Annotated in this window: 22 protein-coding genes, 1 tRNA gene and 2 rRNA genes; 9 read left to right on the top strand and 16 right to left on the bottom strand. The window is 44.4% G+C overall.

The genetic code is table 11. The features are described 5' to 3' along the window. From AC1DPK_RS32915 to AC1DPK_RS32900, 4 genes are all read left to right on the top strand, one after another. The coding region (locus AC1DPK_RS32915; RefSeq protein WP_477512889.1) for a YhjD family protein at positions 1-313 on the top strand (313 nt) is incomplete at its 5' end. 409 nt (positions 314-722) lie between these two features. Then, on the top strand, positions 723-1,286 hold the full coding sequence (locus AC1DPK_RS32910) for a TerD family protein (RefSeq protein WP_256711106.1): 564 nt from the start codon (positions 723-725) through the stop codon (positions 1,284-1,286). Between the two features lie 63 nt (positions 1,287-1,349). Continuing rightward, complete coding sequence (locus AC1DPK_RS32905; RefSeq protein WP_076271771.1) at positions 1,350-2,144, top strand: AIM24 family protein; 795 nt, start codon at positions 1,350-1,352, stop codon at positions 2,142-2,144. Positions 2,145-2,341: 197 nt separating this feature from the next. Continuing rightward, positions 2,342-2,671 carry a hypothetical protein gene (locus AC1DPK_RS32900; RefSeq protein WP_076271770.1) on the top strand — a complete coding sequence of 110 codons (330 nt, stop codon included), beginning with the start codon at positions 2,342-2,344 and terminating at the stop codon, positions 2,669-2,671. A 50-nt stretch (positions 2,672-2,721) separates the two neighbouring features. Here the strand turns inward: AC1DPK_RS32900 and AC1DPK_RS32895 are convergent, their stop codons facing one another. Together AC1DPK_RS32895 and AC1DPK_RS32890 are read right to left on the bottom strand one after the other, a co-directional pair. Continuing rightward, positions 2,722-4,089: an FtsW/RodA/SpoVE family cell cycle protein gene (locus AC1DPK_RS32895; protein ID WP_477512888.1), complete on the bottom strand. Its 1,368-nt coding sequence runs from the start codon at positions 4,087-4,089 to the stop codon at positions 2,722-2,724. Beyond that, positions 4,086-4,418, bottom strand: coding sequence for a PadR family transcriptional regulator (locus AC1DPK_RS32890; RefSeq protein ID WP_339205935.1), 333 nt, complete (start codon positions 4,416-4,418; stop codon positions 4,086-4,088). The genes AC1DPK_RS32895 and AC1DPK_RS32890 overlap by 4 nt, the downstream gene beginning before the upstream one ends. A gap of 212 nt (positions 4,419-4,630) precedes the next feature. Between AC1DPK_RS32890 and AC1DPK_RS32885 the strand changes: the two genes are divergently transcribed. Next, a complete protein-coding gene (locus AC1DPK_RS32885) occupies positions 4,631-4,987 on the top strand; it encodes a DUF4870 domain-containing protein (protein WP_339205934.1) in 357 nt (118 codons plus the stop codon). A gap of 41 nt (positions 4,988-5,028) precedes the next feature. Here the strand turns inward: AC1DPK_RS32885 and AC1DPK_RS32880 are convergent, their stop codons facing one another. After that, the gene (locus AC1DPK_RS32880; protein ID WP_477512887.1) at positions 5,029-5,874 is read right to left on the bottom strand and encodes a MurR/RpiR family transcriptional regulator; all 846 of its coding nucleotides are present in this window, start codon (positions 5,872-5,874) and stop codon (positions 5,029-5,031) included. A gap of 237 nt (positions 5,875-6,111) precedes the next feature. On the opposite strand from AC1DPK_RS32880, the gene AC1DPK_RS32875 reads away from it, so the two are divergent. Genes AC1DPK_RS32875 through AC1DPK_RS32860 form a run of 4 tightly spaced genes read left to right on the top strand, consistent with a single transcriptional unit; the run spans position 6,112 to position 10,420 of the window. Beyond that, positions 6,112-6,993 (top strand): DUF8171 family membrane protein, encoded by an 882-nt coding sequence (locus AC1DPK_RS32875; RefSeq protein ID WP_076271765.1) that lies wholly within the window; start codon positions 6,112-6,114, stop codon positions 6,991-6,993. Further along, positions 6,990-8,813, top strand: coding sequence for an ABC transporter ATP-binding protein (locus AC1DPK_RS32870; RefSeq protein ID WP_477512886.1), 1,824 nt, complete (start codon positions 6,990-6,992; stop codon positions 8,811-8,813). The genes AC1DPK_RS32875 and AC1DPK_RS32870 overlap by 4 nt, the downstream gene beginning before the upstream one ends. Further along, the gene (locus AC1DPK_RS32865) at positions 8,800-9,627 is read left to right on the top strand and encodes an energy-coupling factor transporter transmembrane component T family protein (protein WP_477512885.1); all 828 of its coding nucleotides are present in this window, start codon (positions 8,800-8,802) and stop codon (positions 9,625-9,627) included. Before AC1DPK_RS32870 ends, AC1DPK_RS32865 begins: the two co-directional genes overlap by 14 nt. A gap of 31 nt (positions 9,628-9,658) precedes the next feature. Further along, positions 9,659-10,420 carry a PHP-associated domain-containing protein gene (locus AC1DPK_RS32860; RefSeq protein ID WP_477512884.1) on the top strand — a complete coding sequence of 254 codons (762 nt, stop codon included), beginning with the start codon at positions 9,659-9,661 and terminating at the stop codon, positions 10,418-10,420. Between the two features lie 62 nt (positions 10,421-10,482). On the opposite strand, the gene AC1DPK_RS32855 is transcribed toward AC1DPK_RS32860, so the two are convergent. The 13 genes from AC1DPK_RS32855 to AC1DPK_RS32795 form a co-directional block, all read right to left on the bottom strand. Beyond that, on the bottom strand, positions 10,483-11,541 hold the full coding sequence (locus AC1DPK_RS32855; RefSeq protein ID WP_339205926.1) for a DUF302 domain-containing protein: 1,059 nt from the start codon (positions 11,539-11,541) through the stop codon (positions 10,483-10,485). A 138-nt stretch (positions 11,542-11,679) separates the two neighbouring features. After that, complete coding sequence (locus AC1DPK_RS32850; protein ID WP_076271763.1) at positions 11,680-11,829, bottom strand: small acid-soluble spore protein P; 150 nt, start codon at positions 11,827-11,829, stop codon at positions 11,680-11,682. Between the two features lie 43 nt (positions 11,830-11,872). After that, positions 11,873-12,049, bottom strand: coding sequence for a hypothetical protein (locus tag AC1DPK_RS32845; protein WP_477512883.1), 177 nt, complete (start codon positions 12,047-12,049; stop codon positions 11,873-11,875). Between the two features lie 15 nt (positions 12,050-12,064). Beyond that, entirely contained in the window at positions 12,065-12,412 is a 348-nt protein-coding gene (locus AC1DPK_RS32840) for a hypothetical protein (protein ID WP_083682741.1), read from the bottom strand. Between the two features lie 123 nt (positions 12,413-12,535). Then, positions 12,536-12,624 (bottom strand) — tRNA-Ser (locus AC1DPK_RS32835). Positions 12,625-12,708: 84 nt separating this feature from the next. Continuing rightward, entirely contained in the window at positions 12,709-13,995 is a 1,287-nt protein-coding gene (gene serS, locus AC1DPK_RS32830; protein ID WP_477512882.1) for a serine--tRNA ligase, read from the bottom strand. A 48-nt stretch (positions 13,996-14,043) separates the two neighbouring features. After that, entirely contained in the window at positions 14,044-14,628 is a 585-nt protein-coding gene (pdxT, locus tag AC1DPK_RS32825; RefSeq protein WP_441913500.1) for a pyridoxal 5'-phosphate synthase glutaminase subunit PdxT, read from the bottom strand. A gap of 77 nt (positions 14,629-14,705) precedes the next feature. After that, complete coding sequence (gene pdxS, locus AC1DPK_RS32820; RefSeq protein WP_076271759.1) at positions 14,706-15,587, bottom strand: pyridoxal 5'-phosphate synthase lyase subunit PdxS; 882 nt, start codon at positions 15,585-15,587, stop codon at positions 14,706-14,708. A gap of 127 nt (positions 15,588-15,714) precedes the next feature. Beyond that, complete coding sequence (locus AC1DPK_RS32815) at positions 15,715-17,004, bottom strand: D-alanyl-D-alanine carboxypeptidase family protein (protein WP_477512890.1); 1,290 nt, start codon at positions 17,002-17,004, stop codon at positions 15,715-15,717. Positions 17,005-17,192: 188 nt separating this feature from the next. Further along, positions 17,193-18,650 carry an IMP dehydrogenase gene (gene guaB, locus AC1DPK_RS32810; RefSeq protein ID WP_076271758.1) on the bottom strand — a complete coding sequence of 486 codons (1,458 nt, stop codon included), beginning with the start codon at positions 18,648-18,650 and terminating at the stop codon, positions 17,193-17,195. 145 nt (positions 18,651-18,795) lie between these two features. Beyond that, positions 18,796-19,989, bottom strand: coding sequence for a GNAT family N-acetyltransferase (locus AC1DPK_RS32805; RefSeq protein ID WP_477512881.1), 1,194 nt, complete (start codon positions 19,987-19,989; stop codon positions 18,796-18,798). Between the two features lie 88 nt (positions 19,990-20,077). Beyond that, positions 20,078-20,194 (bottom strand): 5S ribosomal RNA (gene rrf / locus AC1DPK_RS32800). A gap of 99 nt (positions 20,195-20,293) precedes the next feature. Next, positions 20,294-20,407 (bottom strand): 23S ribosomal RNA (locus AC1DPK_RS32795); the annotation flags it as partial.

Below are 20,407 nucleotides of genomic sequence, written 5' to 3'. Positions count from 1 at the left end.
CCTTCCACTAGCTCTCGTTATTGTTGAACGAAATAGACGCGAGCTTGAGAGAAAAGCGCGAACTTTACGTTCTATTTTTACTAGGGCAGCAGACATTATGATTGCAAAAATGAAAACAGATCTAACAACAAATACACAGCAGCTCCTTCAGAAAAGCATTACTCTGTGCATGTATAAAAACACTGCTGAACAGATCAGCTATTGCTATAATTGCCGCGGTTTTGAAGACCAGATTGCTTATTCGCATGCCTACATACGTAATGAGATAAATAAGTGTATTTCAACCTATAGTGCTGAGATTTTCACTAAATAAGCATCCCTCGATGATCAAAAAAACAGACGATCCTCTTAAAGCTTCTTAAGAAGTCTCACTATTGAAGTGAGGCTCTTTTCTCTACTCGTAATTTCGTCATACAACGCTATAATCTTCCATTCCAATCTGCTATACTACAAATAGTTTCATATCGTTCTACAAAACATACAGTTTTAACCAAAATTATTGTCGAAAAAACAGCTTTTTATTATGCATTGAGGAGGCAGTTCATATGGGAATTAATTTAAATCCGCCAGGAAGACCATCCAACATTCTTGGAGGCCAAGGCGGCATTCAACAGGGCGGTATTCAGCAAGGCGGTATCCAACAAGGGGGTATTCAGGGCGGATCAATAAATAACGCTTTTGGCGCAGCTCCCGCTCCTCAGGCCAGTCCTAATGGTGGGCTTATCCTTACCAAAGGACAGAAGCTGGATTTGACCAAAAATAATGCAGGGCTTGATTTATTGAAAATCGGACTTGGATGGGACACAAATAACCTGCAAGGCCAGAGCTATGACCTAGATGCAGAGGTGTTTATGCTGAATCAGACAAACACGGTTTCTTCCACTAGTCATATCGTTTTCTACAACAATCTCGTGAGCCCCGATGGATCAACACGCTATAAGGGTGATAACCGTGACGGACAAGGCAGCGGTGACGATGAGACGGTTGAAATTCAATTATCCAGAGTAGCTTTGGATATCCAAAAAATCGTATTTACCGTTACAATTGATGAAGCTATTCGCAAAAACCAAAACTTTGGACAAGTTTCCAATGCATATATCCGTGTCGTGAACCAAGCAAACGGAGCCGAGATCTGCCGATTTGATCTATCCGAGGACTATTCCACTTCAATCTCCATCCTAGCTGGAGAAGTATATCGCCACGGCAATGAATGGAAATTTAATGCTGTTGGAACAGGCTTGTCGCTTGATCTAGCGGGCATATGTGCGCATTACGGGGCAATGTAACAGCTTACTTGTTAATGAAACAGCTATAATTTCATTTTATATATTATATGGAGGTTACCCCGCATGCCGTTTCAATTCCAGGTCGAACGGGAATTATTTTTGAAAGCAGAAGGACAAGGCCAGTTTTTTGCCAAAAAAGGATCGATGGTTGCTGATCAAGCCTATAACAAGAAATTCAAATATTCTAAGCGGTTGTTAGGAACGAATTCCGGAAATGTTATCGGACAAGTGATCAACCATGGTATGCGTAAAGTAACGGGAGAAAACTTAGAGATTATGGAAGTCGAAGGACAAGGCATCGTATATCTCGCGGATGAGAACTCTCATGTTACAATCATTAATTTAGAGCAAGGCGGACCATGGCAAAGCGTAAGTGTTGAGAGTGAAGATCTGCTCGCATTTACGGACACTTGTCATTATGGCGTTACCATCATTGGAACGGGTGTCCTCTCCCAGCGCGGCTTGTTTACATCCAAACTTACTTACAACGGACAGGGCGCACAGGTTGCCGTAAAAACCAAAGGCAATCCACTGGTTTTGCAAGGCCCTTGCCGTGTAGATCCTGATGCCATCGTTGCTTGGACAGGTCCTTCCCCAAGTGTGAAGATCGATGTCAACTGGAAAACGCTTATCGGCCAAACCTCCGGGGAATCTTATATGTACGAATTCAGTGACCCTAATCAGGTTGTTATTATACAGCCATTTGAACGTGAGAGCGGCGTGAAATTCGGTATGGATGACAACCGTTACCAACCGCAAACGCAGAGCAGCGCATTCAACAACACCTTTGGCGGCAGCCAAGGAGGACATGACAGCAACAGTGGGCTTGGTGGAATTATCGGCAAGTTTCTGAAATAAGCATCGTATAATGATATAAGCCTTGCCGTATCGTTCGGCAGGGCTGTTTTCTTTGAAAACCAGCTGCTCTCCTATGGATAGCTGCCTTTTTGCTTGAAAGCATGTAACCCGGATCGCTTTTGCTGCGTACAAAGATAAACAGAAAACAAAAACTGCCCCATAGAATAATTTAAATATAGAAATAGGAGGAAAATAAAATGAAAGCTGCAGGTACGCTTTTACTAGTCACTGCTATTATTGAAGGCATCTTAGGAATCCCCTTGCTGGGTGGCACCCTAGTCATGTTATCTGGATACACGCTATTATTTGCAACGCTCATTCTTCATATCGTAACGCTTGTTCTTTGCTCGCAGCATAATAAGCCAGTCGTAGGCAGTATTTTGGGGATCATTACATCTGTATTAGCATGGATACCTATTCTCGGCATGATCATGCATCTTACTACAGCCCTATTCCTGTTCATTGGCGTTTCCAAAAACAATCAGCAAAATTACCCTACCCGTCCACCCGCTCCAGGCAGCTTCTAATCAAGAGGGCTATCCTACTGTAGATATTCTACAATAGGATAGCCCTTTTTTTATCTTGATGGCTCGCGATTTAGTAAGCTGATCATATTTTTTCTCCGATTGACGCTTAGCAGCAATCCCATGACCATTAATTCGATAATGGCATTTGTACCGCCATACGATATGAAAGGCATCGTCATGCTATTCATAGGCAGCAGCCCAAACGACATCAGAATGTTCCAGACGAAATGAAAACCAATAATTGAAAATGAGCCAACGACCAAACCTCTAGCATATACATCCTTGAGTGTTTTTGCCATGCCAATCACTTTAACAATCAGCAATAAGGCTAGCAGCACTATAGCTATACCAAAAACCAAACCAAGACTGTAGATCAAATATGTAAAGACCATTTCACTATAAATATAGCGAAACATTCGGTTCTCAACGCCAAATCCTTGTCCCCACATCCCTCCCAAACGAATAGATTCCAATGATTTCTGGAGATAATAGTTTTTATCATCAGGGGAAGCAGTAGGATTTAGAAATGCAGTGTATCGTTCCCATATGAATTTATAGCGAACTGGATCATTTATTTTTATAATAAACACCGTTCCTGCAGTTATGATTGAACTCACGATGGTTATAAACAGCTTGTACGTTTTTGCAACAAACAGCATTAATACGGTCAGTCCAAATAAATATAAAATAAAATTAAGATAAGAGTTTGCCTTGCTATACAGTATGGTGGGCACTATCGCATATAAAAGCACCATTTTTCCGAAGTAAAATGAATTTCTGAATAGTCCCTGCTTCTCCTTATGCTTAACAAGCAACGTCCCTGCAAAAGCAATCATAAATAGGTAAGGAGATGTGCCATATACATCAAAGGTAAAAGACCCGATTGTGAGCCAGCTTTTCGAACCATTGACTTCGACTGCATAAAAAATACAGGCTACCATCAAAAAAATTGTTCCGCTATAAATGTACCATGAATACTTTTCCCATTTTCGATAGTCCAAAAAATAAATACCAATGATGAACACGATACCTATCGCTGTGAAAACTGCCTTCTTAAGAAAAAATTGAAACCCACTATACATATTTTGATCACTATAAGCGAATTCCATTGCATACATAGCAAGCAGGCCAATACCCACCATTATTGCGACAAGTGCGGCTAATCCCCATTCCATAACCGGCTTATGTGCTGCATGAAGCTGCTTGCCGATCTGATCAGGATCACCCATCTGGACTAGAGCAGCACGAACCGCCTCTTCCTCTGATAACCCTTCGTTTAGCTTATCCTCCACCAGCTCGTCCAGATGGTTCTGCATTTCAACCTTGATGTCACGATGCACATCTCTTGCTTTTACATGTCTGCAAACCTGCACTAAGTATTCCTGAATCGACTCATACTGAACAGGTTTGTTATTCATGCATGGCCCTCCCCGATTACGCGGTCTACCGTCGTCCGAAACAACGTCCACTCCTGCTTCTTCTCCTCCAGCTGCCCTCTTCCACGCGCTGTGATGCGATAATATTTCCGTTTGCGGCTGCCATCCTCATTCCAGTACGATTCAACCAGCTGTTCCACCTCAAGCGTATGTAAGATCGGATAAAGCGTCCCTTCTTTAAAAGTAAACACACCGCTCGAGCTTTTTTCAATTTCTTTGGTCATTTCATAGCCATACATTTCCTTACGGTCAAGCAGTGTCAAAATAAGAATAACGGTACTGCCTTTCATAAGCTCCTTATTAATTTTCATAACGCCCTCCTGTTTAAGTATCGCATTTCTATGCATCGATTATCTATGTATAAGTATATAGTTGACCACCACCGATTACAACATCATTTTAGGAATGGATTCCCATAATAGCTAATCGGTGATATATTTATGCATATCTTATCGCTGCGTTAACGTATAAGTACATAAGTCACATTAATCGGCGGTTTTCAATTTAAGGGAGGCAATACACAATGAATCAATCTTTCGGACTTCATAAGGAAGAAAAAACGTACGGCATGCTTTGCCATCTGCTTGCTTTTAGCGGTGTAATTATTCCGCTCGGCAACATTCTTGGACCACTCATCATTTGGCTTCTGAAGAAGGATCAATCCAGCTATGTGGATATGCATGGCAAGGAATCACTCAATTTTCAGATCAGCAATATGATTTATTCCATTATTTCCGGTTTGCTCATTTTTGTTCTCATCGGATTTATTACTACACCGCTTTTGTTTATTTTCTGGATTGCATTTACCATCATTGGGTCTATGCGTGCTTCAGAGGGCAATGGCTATCGCTATCCTCTAACCATTCGTTTCTTCAAATAAAACATAGAACCGCCGGGACGCAAATCGTTCCGGCGGTTCTATTATTTAGGAAGCTGCGAGCTATATTTTTTCCTCATCACATGCAAGCGGTCCAATTGGTCAAACGCCTGCTGCCCGCGCCGCTTTGTAACGGCTACTGACAGTGCATCAAGAAGCGCAACTGGCGCTGCCATCGAATGAAAGCCCTCCAGTTCCCCCCGATCAACCTGCAGCACGAGATCGCTCTGCTCCAGCATATCGGATACGAGCAAATCCGTAATCAGTATTGTAGTGTAGCCTGCCTCTTTGGCATGCTCAAGCAGCACCGTTAATTCAGGTGAGCGCCTGACAAAACCGAACATAAGCAGCACATCGCTGAAATCAGCATGAACAAGCGTTTCAAGCAGCTCGCTGCCACTCCCCGCCATACCTTCGATTTGCACATTTATCCGATTCAGACGAAATCGGATGAGCTCGATCAAGCTAGCTGCTGCTCCCGTTCCAAATACATACACTTTTCTAGCCTTATGAATGGCCTCCACCGCTTGATGAAACTGCTCACGGTCTACACGCTTTGAAGTAACCTCTACGTTAGCTGCTGCAATCTCCAGCATTTCACTTACAATATCAGCCTCTTCATGATCTACCTTATTCAATATTTTCTTCATCTTATGGGCAGGCGTCGCATGCTCGCTTTGCAGCAGCGTTTTCTTAAATGCCTTCAAATTAGCAAACCCAATCGTCCGCCAAAACCGCGATACCGTCGCCGTACTGACACCTACAGCCATCGCAATATCTTCCTCTGTACAATAAGGAATCTGCTGCAGTGCTCCCACCACGTAATTAGCAATGGATTGGTGGCTTTTTGACATCTTATCCAAGTCCATATCCAAATGAAAAGCCGTCATCTTTAATTCCTCCTGCCTATACCAACATCGCAGCATATTTTCTAAACGGAGTATATCACCTTTTGATTAAAAATGATAATTTTATTTCATTTTTATTTTTTTGTAATTTATTTTACGTAATCGAAATAATTTGTTGATGATCTGATAACATTCGATCTCTATATTGTAGAAGAATTCGTTTTGAATCGAGGCATTCGAGACGTATTCCGCCTCAAAAACAAATTAGGAGGAATCACAATGGTTACAGCGCCTAAGCGCCGTTATGAGCTGACGCAATCGCAGAAGCTTATGGTATTCATTTTATCGATGTCCTTGTACGGTATTTCCAACATGTTCTCCGAGCTTATTCCTGAGCTAAAGCTTGGTCCCATTGAGCTGAAGGTCGAATACTTCGCTTTTATCCCACTAACGCTCTGTATTCTATTTAATCCGCTGTATGCTGCACTTGGCGCATCCTTCGGCGAGGTTATATTCGGGGAACTGCTGCTTGGACAATTCGGCGGACTAGGAGAATTGGAAAAATTCATAGAATTTACGATTGCCATGTACATAGCTGGCCTGCTCGTAAGCGATCCACGAAATCGCAAACAACTCGCACTCGCTTCGTTCGTTGCAGTAGGTATTGACCAGATGCTTGGGGCGATTGTCGACATCAGCAAGGTTTGGTTTGGGATCGAAGAGCTCGAAGCTGTTCCAGGCATTCCCGAAAGCATATTGCTTATCGAAGGTGTAGGTTTCCTTAACGCCATGCTCATAACCGGCATCTTTTTCTCCCTGCTGCCTACTTTATTTCTCGTACCGCGTCTATATGGAAAAATCGAACCGCTTCTCGGCATAAAACCACGCGACAGCAGAGTTTCTATATCATTCGGACAGCTAATAACGCCGCGGCTGCTCATTACCGCAATTATATTTGTTTTTATCGGAATCGTTGCAGAATTTTTGTCCGAGTCTGATATTAACTTTGCTGTATGGGAGCCAGAATTTATTGAGCAATATGGCAGTGGGTTCATCTGGATTAGTGCTGCTGCAGCCGCATTAGTGCTCATATTAACACTCATCGCAGCATTTCGTGCCAAATCCAAATCTGCGCGCACGACGGAGGATGTTAAGCTTTGAGACCTTCATCCTTCCAAGCCAACCAGCAGGGGCCGCAGCATGCGGCTCCCATCATTAAGCTGCAGGACATTCAATTTCAATATCCCGGAGCGGAGAACAAGGCGCTCCACAACATTCAGCTTACTGTTCAACCCGGCGAGTTTATCGCTATAGCAGGTACGAATGGCAGTGGCAAGTCAACGCTTTGCAAATGTTTAAACGGCCTTATTCCAAACTATTATGTCGGCGATTTAGACGGCTCCATTGAAGTTGCAGGGCTAATAGCTGCCGAGGAAACGGTATCCTCCTTGTCACGCAAGGTCGCTTATGTGTTTCAGGATTTTGAGAACCAGCTCGTTCGGCCGACCGTCTATGATGAAGCCTGCTTTGCTCCACTTAATTATGGCTTTAGCGATTACCGTGAACGCGGACTTCGAGCTTTGTCCATGCTTGGCATTGATCATTTGAAGGATCAGTGGATTTGGCAGCTAAGCGGCGGACAAAAGCATCTTACGGCGCTTGCTGGGGCTTTATCCCTCGATCCAGAAATTATTATTATCGATGAGCCCGTGGCGCAGCTAGATCCCTTTCATGCTAGACTCATCTACGACAAACTTAAGCTGCTGAATGAAAAGCATGGCAAAACAATCATCGTCATTGAGCACCATACCGAGTTTATTGCAAACTATTGCAATAGGGTCGTACTTATGGATAGCGGCACAATACGCTGGGTGAAGCCTGTCCATGAGGCATTATCTGCAGTTGATGAGCTTGCTGAACTGCATATATTACCGCCGCAGGTTACGCTTGCTGTTTGTACACTAGAGGCTGCTTCCGGAAAAGCAAAAAGTGAGGATTCATCACAATACCCGATCACCATCGATGAAGCAGTCGCTTATTTTGAGAAGATGCTTAAACCGTCATTCACGCTTTCAGCTGACCTTACGGATAAGCCTATTTCTAATAATGAACATACTATGCAGCCCCTTGTTACGTTTGCCAATGTCTCCTATAGCTACAAAACAATTGCAAGAACGATGCATCCCGTCATTCGGAACATGAGCATCAGCTTTTATGAAGGCGATCGTATTGCTCTTGTCGGCAATAATGGCGCGGGCAAATCAACGCTGCTCAAGCTCCTTTCGGGCATTCGGCGCCCTACGGAAGGACACTTAACCGTATGCGGGCATATTACGAAGCAATCTTCACCTGAACTGCTGTCTGATTTTGTCTCCTATATTTATCAGAATCCAGAGGAGATGTTTATTGAAGATTCCGTCCGCAAGGATGTTGAATATTTTCTAAAAGCCCGCGGAATTGCTGATTATCACCCTTTTGTTGATGAAATTCTGGAGAGGCTGCGGCTAACCGCCCTGCAGGATCGAGATGGCAGACTGCTCAGCGGCGGACAGCAGCGCAGAGCGACATTAGCGATCGGACTCGCCATGCGTCCCACTGTCATGCTGCTGGATGAACCGACAGCCAGCCTTGATGCAGCGAGCCGCCGTGAAATGACTGAAATGCTTGCGCAGCTGCAGGATCATGTAAAAACGACCATCATAGCGACACATGATATGCAGCTGGTTGCCGAATGGGCAAATCGCGTTATCGTTATGCATGATGGCTGCGTCGCACTTGATACAGATGAACGCTCTTTATTCAACCATGTTGCCATTCTCAAACAAGCAGGTCTCATTGCGCCGCAAATCGCTTTGCTTAGTCAAAGACTGGGTTTCGAGCCGCCTTGCCTATCTGTCAATGAATTCACCACGCGGCTTATCAAAAATATAAATCCGTCAAACCCATTTGAGCAGGAGGAGATTACGGTTGGAAGCAATTAAACAAAGCATGCTCGACAAGCTGAGCGTAGAACAAATTAAAATTGAGCTGATGCGTACCGCTTTCGGCAGACAATCGACCTTTCTGTCGCGCTTTGATCCGCGTATCCTCCTGATTTGGTATTCCTTTTTCGCCATAGCGCCTTGGTTCTTTCATAATAAAGGCATTCTGCTTGGCTTGCTTATTCCAATGCTTGTCCTTACTTTATCTTCAAAGGTAAGTCCACTTGTTCTACTTATTATGGGCGTCGGCCTGGTAAGTGAGATTAGTTATATTTTTTTCGGCTCCATCTTCTTCGGAGGGAGTCTAGCGGGCGTATGGCCGTTATTGACCTTAACATTAAAAATATTAATCATCTCGCTGGCCAGCATTGCCGTGTTCTCTAGCATGGATCCCGAGAAGCTGAGTGACGCCCTGCTTAGTATGGGGATGCCTGGACAATTCAGCTTTGGTGTGTCCTACGGCTATAGGATGCTTCCTATTCTAATTGAGGAGTACCATAACCTTATTCACTCATTCCGATTGCGCGGCCGCGCTCCCCGCAATAAGGGTTTTCTTCACTGGCGTTCAATTATATACATGGCGAAGATTAGCGTTTATGCCTTTTATCCGCTCATTCTGAATACAGCTAAGCGAACGAGAACGACGGTCGAAGCATTGGAGGTGCGCGGCTTTACCTATTCGCTTGTCAGCCCTGAGACGAAGAAGCTTAGGCTTGCCCATATGCAGGTTCGACCGCATGATTTTATTTTCTTAAGCTGCTCCCTGTTCTATATGATCGGGCTGGTTGCTTTTGGACAATTCATTTCCTTTTAAAATTACATAATGGAATGGAGATAACACACTAATGATGAGCATCGATTTGCATACACATGGCAAGCTGTCAAAGAAAACAAATTTTTCACTCGACTACTTCCTTTCCATGGCTCACGAAGCCAAAGAAAACGGTCTGCACGCGGTGGCGTTGACCGAGCATTTTAACACGCTTCACTTTGCCGATATGATGGATCAGCTGGATCATCATTTTGAATACAAAGGTGATTATTATGTCGTGGAGGGCTTGAAGGTTTTCTCTGGCATGGAGGTTGATGTAGCGAATAAAGGCCATATTCTAATCATTGGAAACCGCAGCCATATTCGTGATCTGAGGCAGCAGCTTGAACCCCATACCGCAAAAGATAGCTTTATCGCTTTAGAAGAGCTGATGAACCGCACCGACGGCTATCCCTTGCTTCGAATTGGTGCTCATCCCATGAGAGAAAGCACGCCGCTCACTCACCATGATGCTGACACACTCAGACGCCTCGATGCGCTTGATATAAATGCAAAAGATTTATTCCAATATGGTTTCGGCATGGCTGATCAGGTTCGACAGTTCGCAGATCATCTTGGCTTAAAGGTCATTGCAGGAAGCGACTCACATCAGCCTCTGCAGTTCGGCAGCGTTGTTAATCATGTAGATAACGTTTGCGAAACAGCTGAACAACTGCGCAGCGAGCTGCTGAGTGGCAATTATCAGCTTGAAATTTCCGCTTGCTTGAATGTTAAGGTAAAAGCTGCTCAAATGATGAAAGAGCTTCTAAAAAAATCGATGGTTGTCGCTTTGTAAGAACACCCGCTTCACTAAAAAAGCAGCTCCTGACACTCAGGAGCTGCTTCATTTTCAATCTATTACATACCAACTGGCAATTGGAACATCTGTGTCAGTTCGTCCAGTGTAATCGCATCCGTAGGAATTTCACCCTCGAACTTCGCATCTTTATTAATCTCGGAGTAAGTAACATCATAATGAAGGCCAAGCTTCATCTTCTGGCCGCTCTCTTTGTCAGAGCCTTCAATGCTTACCTTACCCGATTGGTAAGCAAGATATCCATCTGTGATAGCGCCCGTTACTTTCAGAGTATTCACTTTAACATCATTTTTAAATGTGGTTAGAATCTCTGCTTTGTTCGTCTCAAGATCCGACTTCATCTTCTCGATGTCCGCCTTATCAAGCTGAAGAGTCTTTAATGATGCTTCATTAGCAAGCAATACATTTAGCACCTCAGGCAGCACTTGGTTAACGATGGTTTCTACTGTTTTTGGATAGTTGCTTTCATTAATCTCAAAGGCGATGATTTGATCTGCTTTCATATCAGCAGGCAGGCCAGCTGCCTCAGCCTTAGGCTGGCTGAAGTATGTTTTCTCGTCAAAATGCTTAAGCATTACTTCTCCGAGTTCCTTGCCTAACTTTTGTTGTGCAGCAAGATCCAGCTTAGCCGTGCCTTCTTTCTCAGCAAGCTCCTTTAGATCAATTTTAATAAATTTACTTGTAATCGTCTCCGGCAATGGCAGCATCGGAACTTGCGGTATTTTCACATACAGCGCTTCCTCAGTCATAATCATAGGTACCGTTAACTTCATCTCCATGTCGCCTGGCACTACGATTTGCATATTCATATCGGTACGCATCGGTTTTTTCTTATATACAGCATCAACTGTAATGGTTGCATCTTTAATCATCCCTACGATTGCTGCTGTAGCAGCTGCGTTGCCTTCCAAAGTTGCCGTTTGTGGAACTTCCAATTCATCCAAGCCAAATGACATTTTTACTGCATATGAGTCCGCTTCATTAATTTTCGTCATAGCCGCCTGCAAAGCTTCCTTCGGTGGTTTTGCCGAGCTGCAGCCTGCAATAACAACTAAAATAACGGCTAACATAAGAACCGCTATTTTTTGAACATTCTTCATGTAGTATGTTCCTCCCTATCTTTTTGTGAGCACCTCCATTCTATACTAAAATAACTTCATTTAGAAGTTATATCCAAAAAATCCCGTTTCAGCGTACTGAAACGGGACGTTTGAACTAGCTTTTAACAGCACATTGATCTATCCTTGCGGGTTATGATGATCCACATGATTACGCTGCTTTGTTTTCTTAGATCCAGAAAGCGGCTCTTGCTGCCCGCCTCCGTCATTACGCTTCCGATTATTTTGCGGATTGCTTTCCGGCACCGGAATGCTGTCTGGCTTCGACATTTGAATTCCTCCTATTTAGATCTCATCGGCTTCGAGGGAAGCGTTAATTTTTTTGATGTTCTAAATCTGTTGGATGATCATGGTTCATGTCATCCTGATTGCTTCGATCGTTCTTATCCTGCTGCAATTGCTGAGCTTGATGGCTGTTAACCGCCTCAACCTCCAAAGCTTCTACCACATTAGTTAAGTTTTTATCAGCCGTTCCTTGTGCCTTCGTCATAAGCAGCTCTCTCCTCTAAGCATGCGTCAAGCGTTGGAGCGCTTGAGCACATTCATGCAGATGTCTAGTGTAATTTTGTATCAGCTCTTGAATGATGTCTCCACGCTCATCGATGGATACCTTGTCTTTCTCCACATCGATAAGCTCAACCTTCACTTCACGGCTATCTACATAAGTAACTTTAAAATCAAACGAATACATTTGATGTCCGGCTGTATCGATCGTTACGCGCAGCGCTTTGGAATCTGACTCATCAGGCAGCACTCTGCTGCGGTCAGCGTCTTTTAGCGTCTCTGGCAAGGTTTGACGCCAAGCATCTGCCAAGTTTTCTTGATTCATTTGCAGTTCATCTGATTTACCCATTAAATGAAGCACCTCCACATCGTATAACATGCGAAGTGCGGCATTATTTTATACGAGGGGATAGAATGAAAAAAAAGCCCAAACGCTTAGCGTCTGGGCTTGTCATGTACATTTTAAAAAATATGGAGGAGAGAGTGGGACTCGAACCCACGTGGGCTTGCGCCCTAACAGTTTTCAAGACTGCCCCGTTATGACCGCTTCGGTATCTCTCCATCGTTCAATTGTCACAAGAAATATAATACCACAGGTCAAAATAAAAATGCAAGTGTATTTTGACCATGTGGCAAAAAAAAATTTTAAAGCTTTGTTGAATCGATCGAACTAATGCCGCCCATATACGGACGCAGTACTTCTGGGATCGTCACAGAACCGTCCGCTTGCTGGAAGTTCTCGATAATTGCCGCAAAAGTACGGCCTACAGCAAGTCCCGAACCATTCAATGTATGAACGAATTCCGGCTTGCTCTTCGTATCTCTGCGGAAACGAATACCCGCACGGCGAGCTTGGAAATCCTCTACATTTGAGCAGGACGAAATTTCACGATACGTGCCTGCACTTGGCAGCCACACTTCAAGGTCATATGTTTTAGCCGCTGTGAAGCCCATATCTCCCGTACAAAGCGTTAGAACACGGTAAGGAAGTCCTAGTAGCTGCAAAACCTTCTCCGCGTTAGCGGTCATTTTCTCCAGCTCTTCGTATGAATCCTCCGGTTTCGTCAATTTGATCAATTCAACCTTGTTGAACTGATGCTGACGAATCAAACCACGTGTATCACGCCCTGCAGAACCTGCTTCTGAACGGAAGCATGAGCTGTAAGCTACAAAATATTTCGGAAGCTCTTCAATCGGCAAAATCTCTTCGCGGTGCAGGTTTGTAACTGGAACCTCTGCAGTCGGAATGAGGAAATAATCTGAATCCGAAATTTTGAATAAATCCTCTTCAAACTTCGGAAGCTGACCCGTACCGATCAAGCTGTCACGATTAACGATATAAGGAGGCAATACTTCCTCATAACCGTGCTTATCGCTGTGAAGATCCATCATAAAGCTGATAAGCGCACGCTCAAGACGAGCTCCAAGGCCGCGGTAGAACGTGAAACGTGATCCCGTTACCTTCGCTGCACGCTCGAAATCCAATATGCCGAGTGATTGCGCAAGCTCCCAATGTGGCTTGGGCTCAAAATCAAAGGTTGGAACCTCGCCATTTATGCGCAGCTCTACATTATCTTCCTCCGACTTGCCGACTGGCACGCTATCGCTAGGAATGTTAGGGATCGCTTGAGTCAGCTCAATCACTTGTACATCCAGCTCACGAAGTTCATCGTCAAGCTCTTTAATGCGGTCGCCAACCTCTCTCATCTCAAGGATAAGCGATTCTGCGTCGCCGCCTGTGCGTTTGAGTTTAGCTACATCCTGCGAAACCGTATTGCGTCTGCTCTTCAGCTGCTCCGTCTCTTGAATAAGATCACGGCGCCTAGTGTCGAGCGCAGGAAAATTAGCAATAAGATCAAGGGAAGCTCCGCGATCAAGCAGCGCTTTCTCAACCTTCTCAAATTCATTTCTTAACAATTTTACATCCAGCACGATCCAAAAGCCCCTCTCTGAAGGGAGTAATTTTATTATTGTAAACGTTTATTCCTTGCTTGCAGCTGCTTCCTTCACCATATCAACGAAGTATGCATGCAGCCTATAATCGTCCGTTAGCTCCGGATGATACGATACAGCTAGAAGATGTCCCTGTCTTGCTGTTACAATTTCATCTCGGTATGTAGACAATACGTCTACGCCTGCTCCAACTTTTTTGATCAATGGAGCTCGGATAAATACAGCGCGAACCGGTTCGTCAATGCCTTTGACATCCAAATCCGTCTCAAAGCTTTCTTGTTGACGCCCGAATGCGTTTCTTGCAACGGTCATATCCATAAGGCGCAAATGCGCATCCTCTTGGCCTTCTATTTCATCAGCCAAAACGATAAGACCAGCACAAGTGCCGAACAATGGCTTGCCTTGTTCAGAGAAATCCTTAATAGCCTCCATGAAGCCATAATTGCGCATCAGCTTGCCGATCGTCGTGCTCTCGCCGCCTGGAATAACAAGCCCTTGCAGCTCTTCAAGCTGCTCAACCCGCTTAACGGCGACCGCCTCTGCGCCCGCCGCTTCTAAGCTTCGTATATGCTCTGCCACTGCGCCTTGAAGCGCTAGTACGCCTATCTTCATCGCTCTACTCGCCTTCCTTTACGGGCAAGAGCCGGCAGCACTATTCGCGCTAAGCCGGCACCTGCATATTACAACTATTAGATACCGCGGTCTTGCATACGCTCGGAGGAGTTAAGCTTGGAAATTTCGATTCCCTTCATAGCTGCTCCCAAGTTTTTCGACACTTCAGCAATTAGCTTGTAATCTTGGTAATGTGTCGTTGCTTCAACGATTGCACGAGCGAATTTCTCTGGGTTTTCTGATGTGAAAATACCAGAACCTACGAATACGCCGTCTGCTCCAAGATGCATCATCAAAGCTGCATCGGATGGTGTAGCTACTCCGCCTGCTGCGAAGTTCACGACAGGAAGCTTACCTGTTTCATGTACGTTAAGAAGCAAGTCATAAGCTACGCCAAGAACCTTAGCTTCATGATAAAGCTCGTCCTTCGACAAACCTTGAATTTTACGAATTTGTCCATTGATCAAGCGAAGGTGACGAACAGCCTCTACGATATTGCCTGTTCCCGGCTCACCTTTCGTACGAAGCATTGCTGCTCCCTCTTGAATACGGCGCAACGCTTCTCCAAGATCTTTTGCTCCGCATACGAATGGAATCGTAAACTCATGCTTGCTGATGTGGAATACTTCATCTGCTGGTGTAAGTACTTCACTCTCATCGATATAGTCAACGCCCATGGATTCGAGCACTTTTGCTTCTACATAATGCCCGATACGAGCCTTTGCCATAACTGGAATCGATACAACTTTCATTACTTCTTCTACAATTGTCGGATCAGCCATACGAGCTACTCCGCCTGCTGCACGAATTTCGGAAGGGACGCGCTCAAGCGCCATTACCGCTGTTGCTCCTGCTGCTTCTGCTACTTTCGCTTGCTCGGCGCTCATAACGTCCATAATGACGCCGCCTTTTTGCATTTCTGCCATGCCGCGTTTTACGCGCGATGTACCTGTTTCCATGCTAAAATCCTCCTATTTTCATCCATTAATTTGTATATTACCGCAGTTGTTCTAACCATTGATTTTACAGGATGCAAGAATAATCGACAAGCCTTGATTTGCTTTATTCCCCTGTTTTCTACTCGGATTAGAACAAATTGACGATTCCATTAAATAAACCTGAGAAAAAATCTCCAATTCCACGGAACATCAAGCGGAACCAGCCTGCTTTCGTTCCATCCTCCGTTGTAACGAGGCTAACCGTTTTTTTGAGCTCTTGTTTCGTTTCGGCATCCGTGTACTTGTAAGTTACTGTACCTACAACCGTGCCTGCTGGAATCGGAGCTACCAGCTCAGCTTCTGACTTCACGTCGCTGGATACAACCTCGATTTTAGGCTCTACGCCCTTCTTAACCATAAACGTAATATCTTTTTCCGTTACGATCGGCAAGGTTTTCTTTTTACCCTTTTTAATCTTAACCGTTTTCGCTGTTTCTACCACAGATTTTGGCGCAAGCACCGTCTTTTTCTCAAAAGTGCTGAAACCGTAGTTGTACATCTTAGCCGTTTCATTGAAACGAGCAGACTTTGTAGCAGTATCCATAACGACGCTAATAAAACGCTGCTCGCCTCTTTTTACAGTACCCGTGAAGTTGTAGCCAGCAGCATTAATGAAGCCTGTTTTCATGCCGTCAACGCCTTCATAAGCTAAGTGCTTAAGGCCCTTTTGATTCACGTTTGTACCAAGCATCCAGTTAATGTTGATGATTGGATCCTTGTCGCGTTCACGGAATTTATATTCCTGCAGCTTAGAATAATCCAAAAATTCAGGGTGCTTGCTCAAAATAATTTGTGCTAGCTTCGCCATGTCCGTCGCAGAAATAACAGTTGTCTCCGATAGACCAGTCGCACTTGTAAAAATAGCTGTTTTAAGACCCAACTCCGCAGCTACCTCATTCATCTTCTTTACAAACCCTTGCTCACTTCCAGCTATTTGCGATGCTAATGCAATCGTTGCATCATTCGCAGAACCAACTGCCATTGCTTTGTACAAATCTCTAACCGTATGTTGATCTCCTTGAGCTAAAAATACAGATGATCCATCCGATGGCGTTGAGGCCGCTTCCGCACTAGTGGTAATAACCTCATCCCAGGACAGGCGTTCATTCGTAATTTCCTCAAGAACGATATATTCCGTCATTAACTTCGTCATACTTGCTGCAGGGAGCGGCTCCTCTGAATTAACTTCATACAAAACTTGTCCTGAATCCGCATCAATTAGAATAGCAGCTTTCACTTGTAAACCTAAATCGTTTTTCGTACTTTCTCTTCCTTGATATCCATTCGCCATTGCTACCGCAGAACCAAGCGACAGCATTACCATCCAAACCGCCAAACTTGCAGCGATGACCGTCTTTATTCGAACCGGCCTTACCATTTCCTTCAACGTCGTCTCCCCTTTTCCCACTTGGTTTGTCCGTTGTTAATTGTAACATATCGAAGCCTAACAATTAAACCACAAACAGGTTACAGAACAATGAGTAATCCTTCATAAAAAAAACAGACAAGKGCCAGCGACTCAGTCGCCTTTCCTTGTCTGTTATTATCGTATCTAGAAAGTATAGCTTAAAGTGAATAGTTTGGTGCTTCTTTCGTAATTTGCACATCATGTGGATGGCTTTCACGAAGACCAGAACCTGTAATACGAACGAATTGTGTATCGTTCTTAAGCTCGTCCAGAGAAGCTGTACCGCAATAGCCCATACCTGAACGCAAGCCGCCGAGCAATTGATGCACAGTGTCAGCAAGCGGCCCTTTGTAAGGAACGCGTCCTTCGATACCTTCCGGAACAAGCTTGTTCTCGTTCTCTTGGAAGTAACGATCCTTGCTTCCTTCCTTCATAGCGCCAAGCGAGCCCATTCCACGGTAGACTTTAAAGCTGCGTCCTTGGAAAATTTCAGTTTCGCCAGGGCTTTCAGCTGTACCTGCGAACAAGCTTCCGATCATAATCGCGCTTGCTCCAGATGCGATTGCTTTCGTAATGTCACCGGAGTACTTAATACCGCCGTCTGCAATAACCGGAATATTGTATTCACGAGCAACTGACGCGCAATCATAAATCGCAGTAATTTGTGGAACACCGATACCAGCGATAACGCGAGTTGTACAGATCGATCCAGGACCAATCCCTACTTTAACTACGGAAGCGCCTGCTTCGATAAGATCACGGGTAGCATCGCCAGTAGCAACGTTACCTGCAATAATAGTAAGGTCTGGGTAAGTAGCACGAAGCTTACGAACTGCATCCAAAATATTAATGTGGTGACCATGTGCCGAGTCTACAACAAGAACATCAATTCCTGATTGAACCAATGCTTCTGCACGATCCATAGTATCCTTCGAAATACCAACCGCTGCTCCGCAAAGCAAGCGACCATGCTTATCCTTCGCCGCATTAGGGAATTGGATTGCTTTCTCAATATCTTTAATCGTAATAAGACCTTTAAGTGTATTGGACTCATCAATCAGCGGCAGCTTCTCAATCTTGTGCTTTTGAAGAAGGCCCTCCGCTTCCTGCAGCGTTGTGCCAACAGGTGCCGTTACAAGGTTGTTACGAGTCATAACTTCATTTATCTTAATTGAATAATCATGTACGAAACGCAAATCACGGTTGGTCAAAATACCTACAAGCTTCTTATCTTGATCAACAATCGGTACGCCTGAGATGCGGTATTTTCCCATCAATTCTTCTGCGTCGTAAACATGGTGATCAGGCGTAAGCGAAAACGGATTTGTAATTACACCGCTCTCCGAACGTTTTACACGGTCAACTTCCTCCGCTTGCTGTGTAATCGACATGTTCTTATGGATAATGCCGATACCACCCTCACGCGCAATTGCAATCGCCAATGCGGCTTCTGTAACGGTGTCCATACCAGCGCTAATGAGCGGAATGTTTAGCTTAATGTCCTCGCTTAATCGAATCGAGATGTCAACTTCCCTAGGCAGCACTTCTGATTTGCGCGGAATAAGCAGGACGTCGTCAAACGTTAGCCCTTCTTTGGCGAATTTCGTTTCCCACACGAGTATGTTCCTCCCTTATTTTAAGTACGTCTCACATATATTATTAGCAATATTAGCAGAGGGGGTATAGGCTGTCAAGGCTGATGAATACCTTTGTTCATCCTGTTTTATACTCGATTTGGAAGTCTCAAAGCCTGCTATTTCTTTAGAAAAAGTCAGGTAAATACGTAGTTCGTTCGGGAATACGAGATTGTAAGCGTTTAACCAATCCTATATCTCCTTCTATGCGTGCGAATTGGGCTAATTGCTCTAACTGAATATACCCAAATAGCACACTCGTAAAGGAACCAATATCCAGTTTAATTGCCTCATCTATTTTTTCACTATCGTCCTTACGACGAAGTGAAGCTTTCCCAGACGCATCGATATGAAGTAAAAAATGACCATTATTCCATGGAGCTTGAGCGTCGATCAGTTGAATATGAATGTCATCGGCATGATCTGCTGCCTTAAAATCATATTGGCTCACAAAACCTTCCGCATCCACAATTCGAGCCATAAAATAAGGTGTGATTTCCTGTTTTATTCTCGGATTGCTCAGCAAGTAGGGAAGGCGATCGTTAGATGGCATTTTAATCGTCAGCTCTTCGATCATTGAATCATGCTGTGCAAGAAATGACCATATTGCAGCTCTTGCAGGCTCATTTAAATGAACAAACTCATGGACCGTTAACCGGCTGTTTTTAACTTCATAAATGACGTAGCCTTGTGCTGCTCCGCTCTTATCGTAATAAAGTGCAGTTTGTCCTGGTTTTCTTCTGTTAATCCGATACTTCCACCAGAAGTCGTCACGCACCAACGAGCCATTAAATTGAGATGCATAGGCTTGATAGACGTCGTTCAGCAAACCATAGTTTCCTGTAATGCGCTCAAACCTACCCTCGTATGCTATTCTCGCTGGAAGCATATCCGTCTTAATCGTATAGGTTTTATGTTCAGTGTAGGTTTCCCATCCAAATTTACGATAAAAGCTGAATGAAAAAGGATGTAGAAAAGAAACCGTTTGACCGTTCTCCTTCATCTCTATTAGCGATTGAATGAGTATTTGAGCAACTAGCCCCTGCCTCCTGAACTCTGGCCATGTCGCAACACCTGCAACACCTCCCATATCAAAAACCTTGCCTCCGATATATGTTTGCAGCTTCAACACTGCAGCTTGCGCAGCCAACTGATTATCGACATACGCTCCGTACCTTACAGTAGGCTCACTCTCATACTGCTCTTTCGTTTGTTCTAGTTCTGCAGCAGAACGTTCATATTGAAATGCAAATTGAGATAAAGCCATACTCTCGTCAAATTGCTCTATACCGGTATGCTTAATAACGATACGTGTTTCCAATTCGAAGCACCTCCAAATTTGATATAACCCTATCATACCGCATAAACAACAAAAAAACCTATCGCATCACATGCGATAGGTCTCTCGTGCTTGGCGACGTCCTACTCTCCCAAGACCCTGCGGTCTAAGTACCATTGGCGCTGGAGGGCTTAACGGTCGTGTTCGGTATGGGAACGCGTGGTTCCCCTCCGCCATCGCCACCAAACGTAGCGTGTTGCACGCTGAAAACTGGATACGAAAGATTAGGCTTGCTGAAGCCTTTATGCTGTTGTCTACTGGATGTATGGGTCACAGTAAACGTGTTTAGGATAAGCCCTCGACCGATTAGTATTCGTCAGCTACACACATTGCTGTGCTTCCACCCCGAACCTATCAACCTCGTCGTCTTCAAGGGGTCTTACATACTGGGAAATCTCAT

Source organism: Paenibacillus sp. 01T424, from assembly GCF_056398745.1.
Note: the sequence above shows the minus strand (reverse complement) of the source record. Positions and strands in the feature narration are given on the sequence as shown.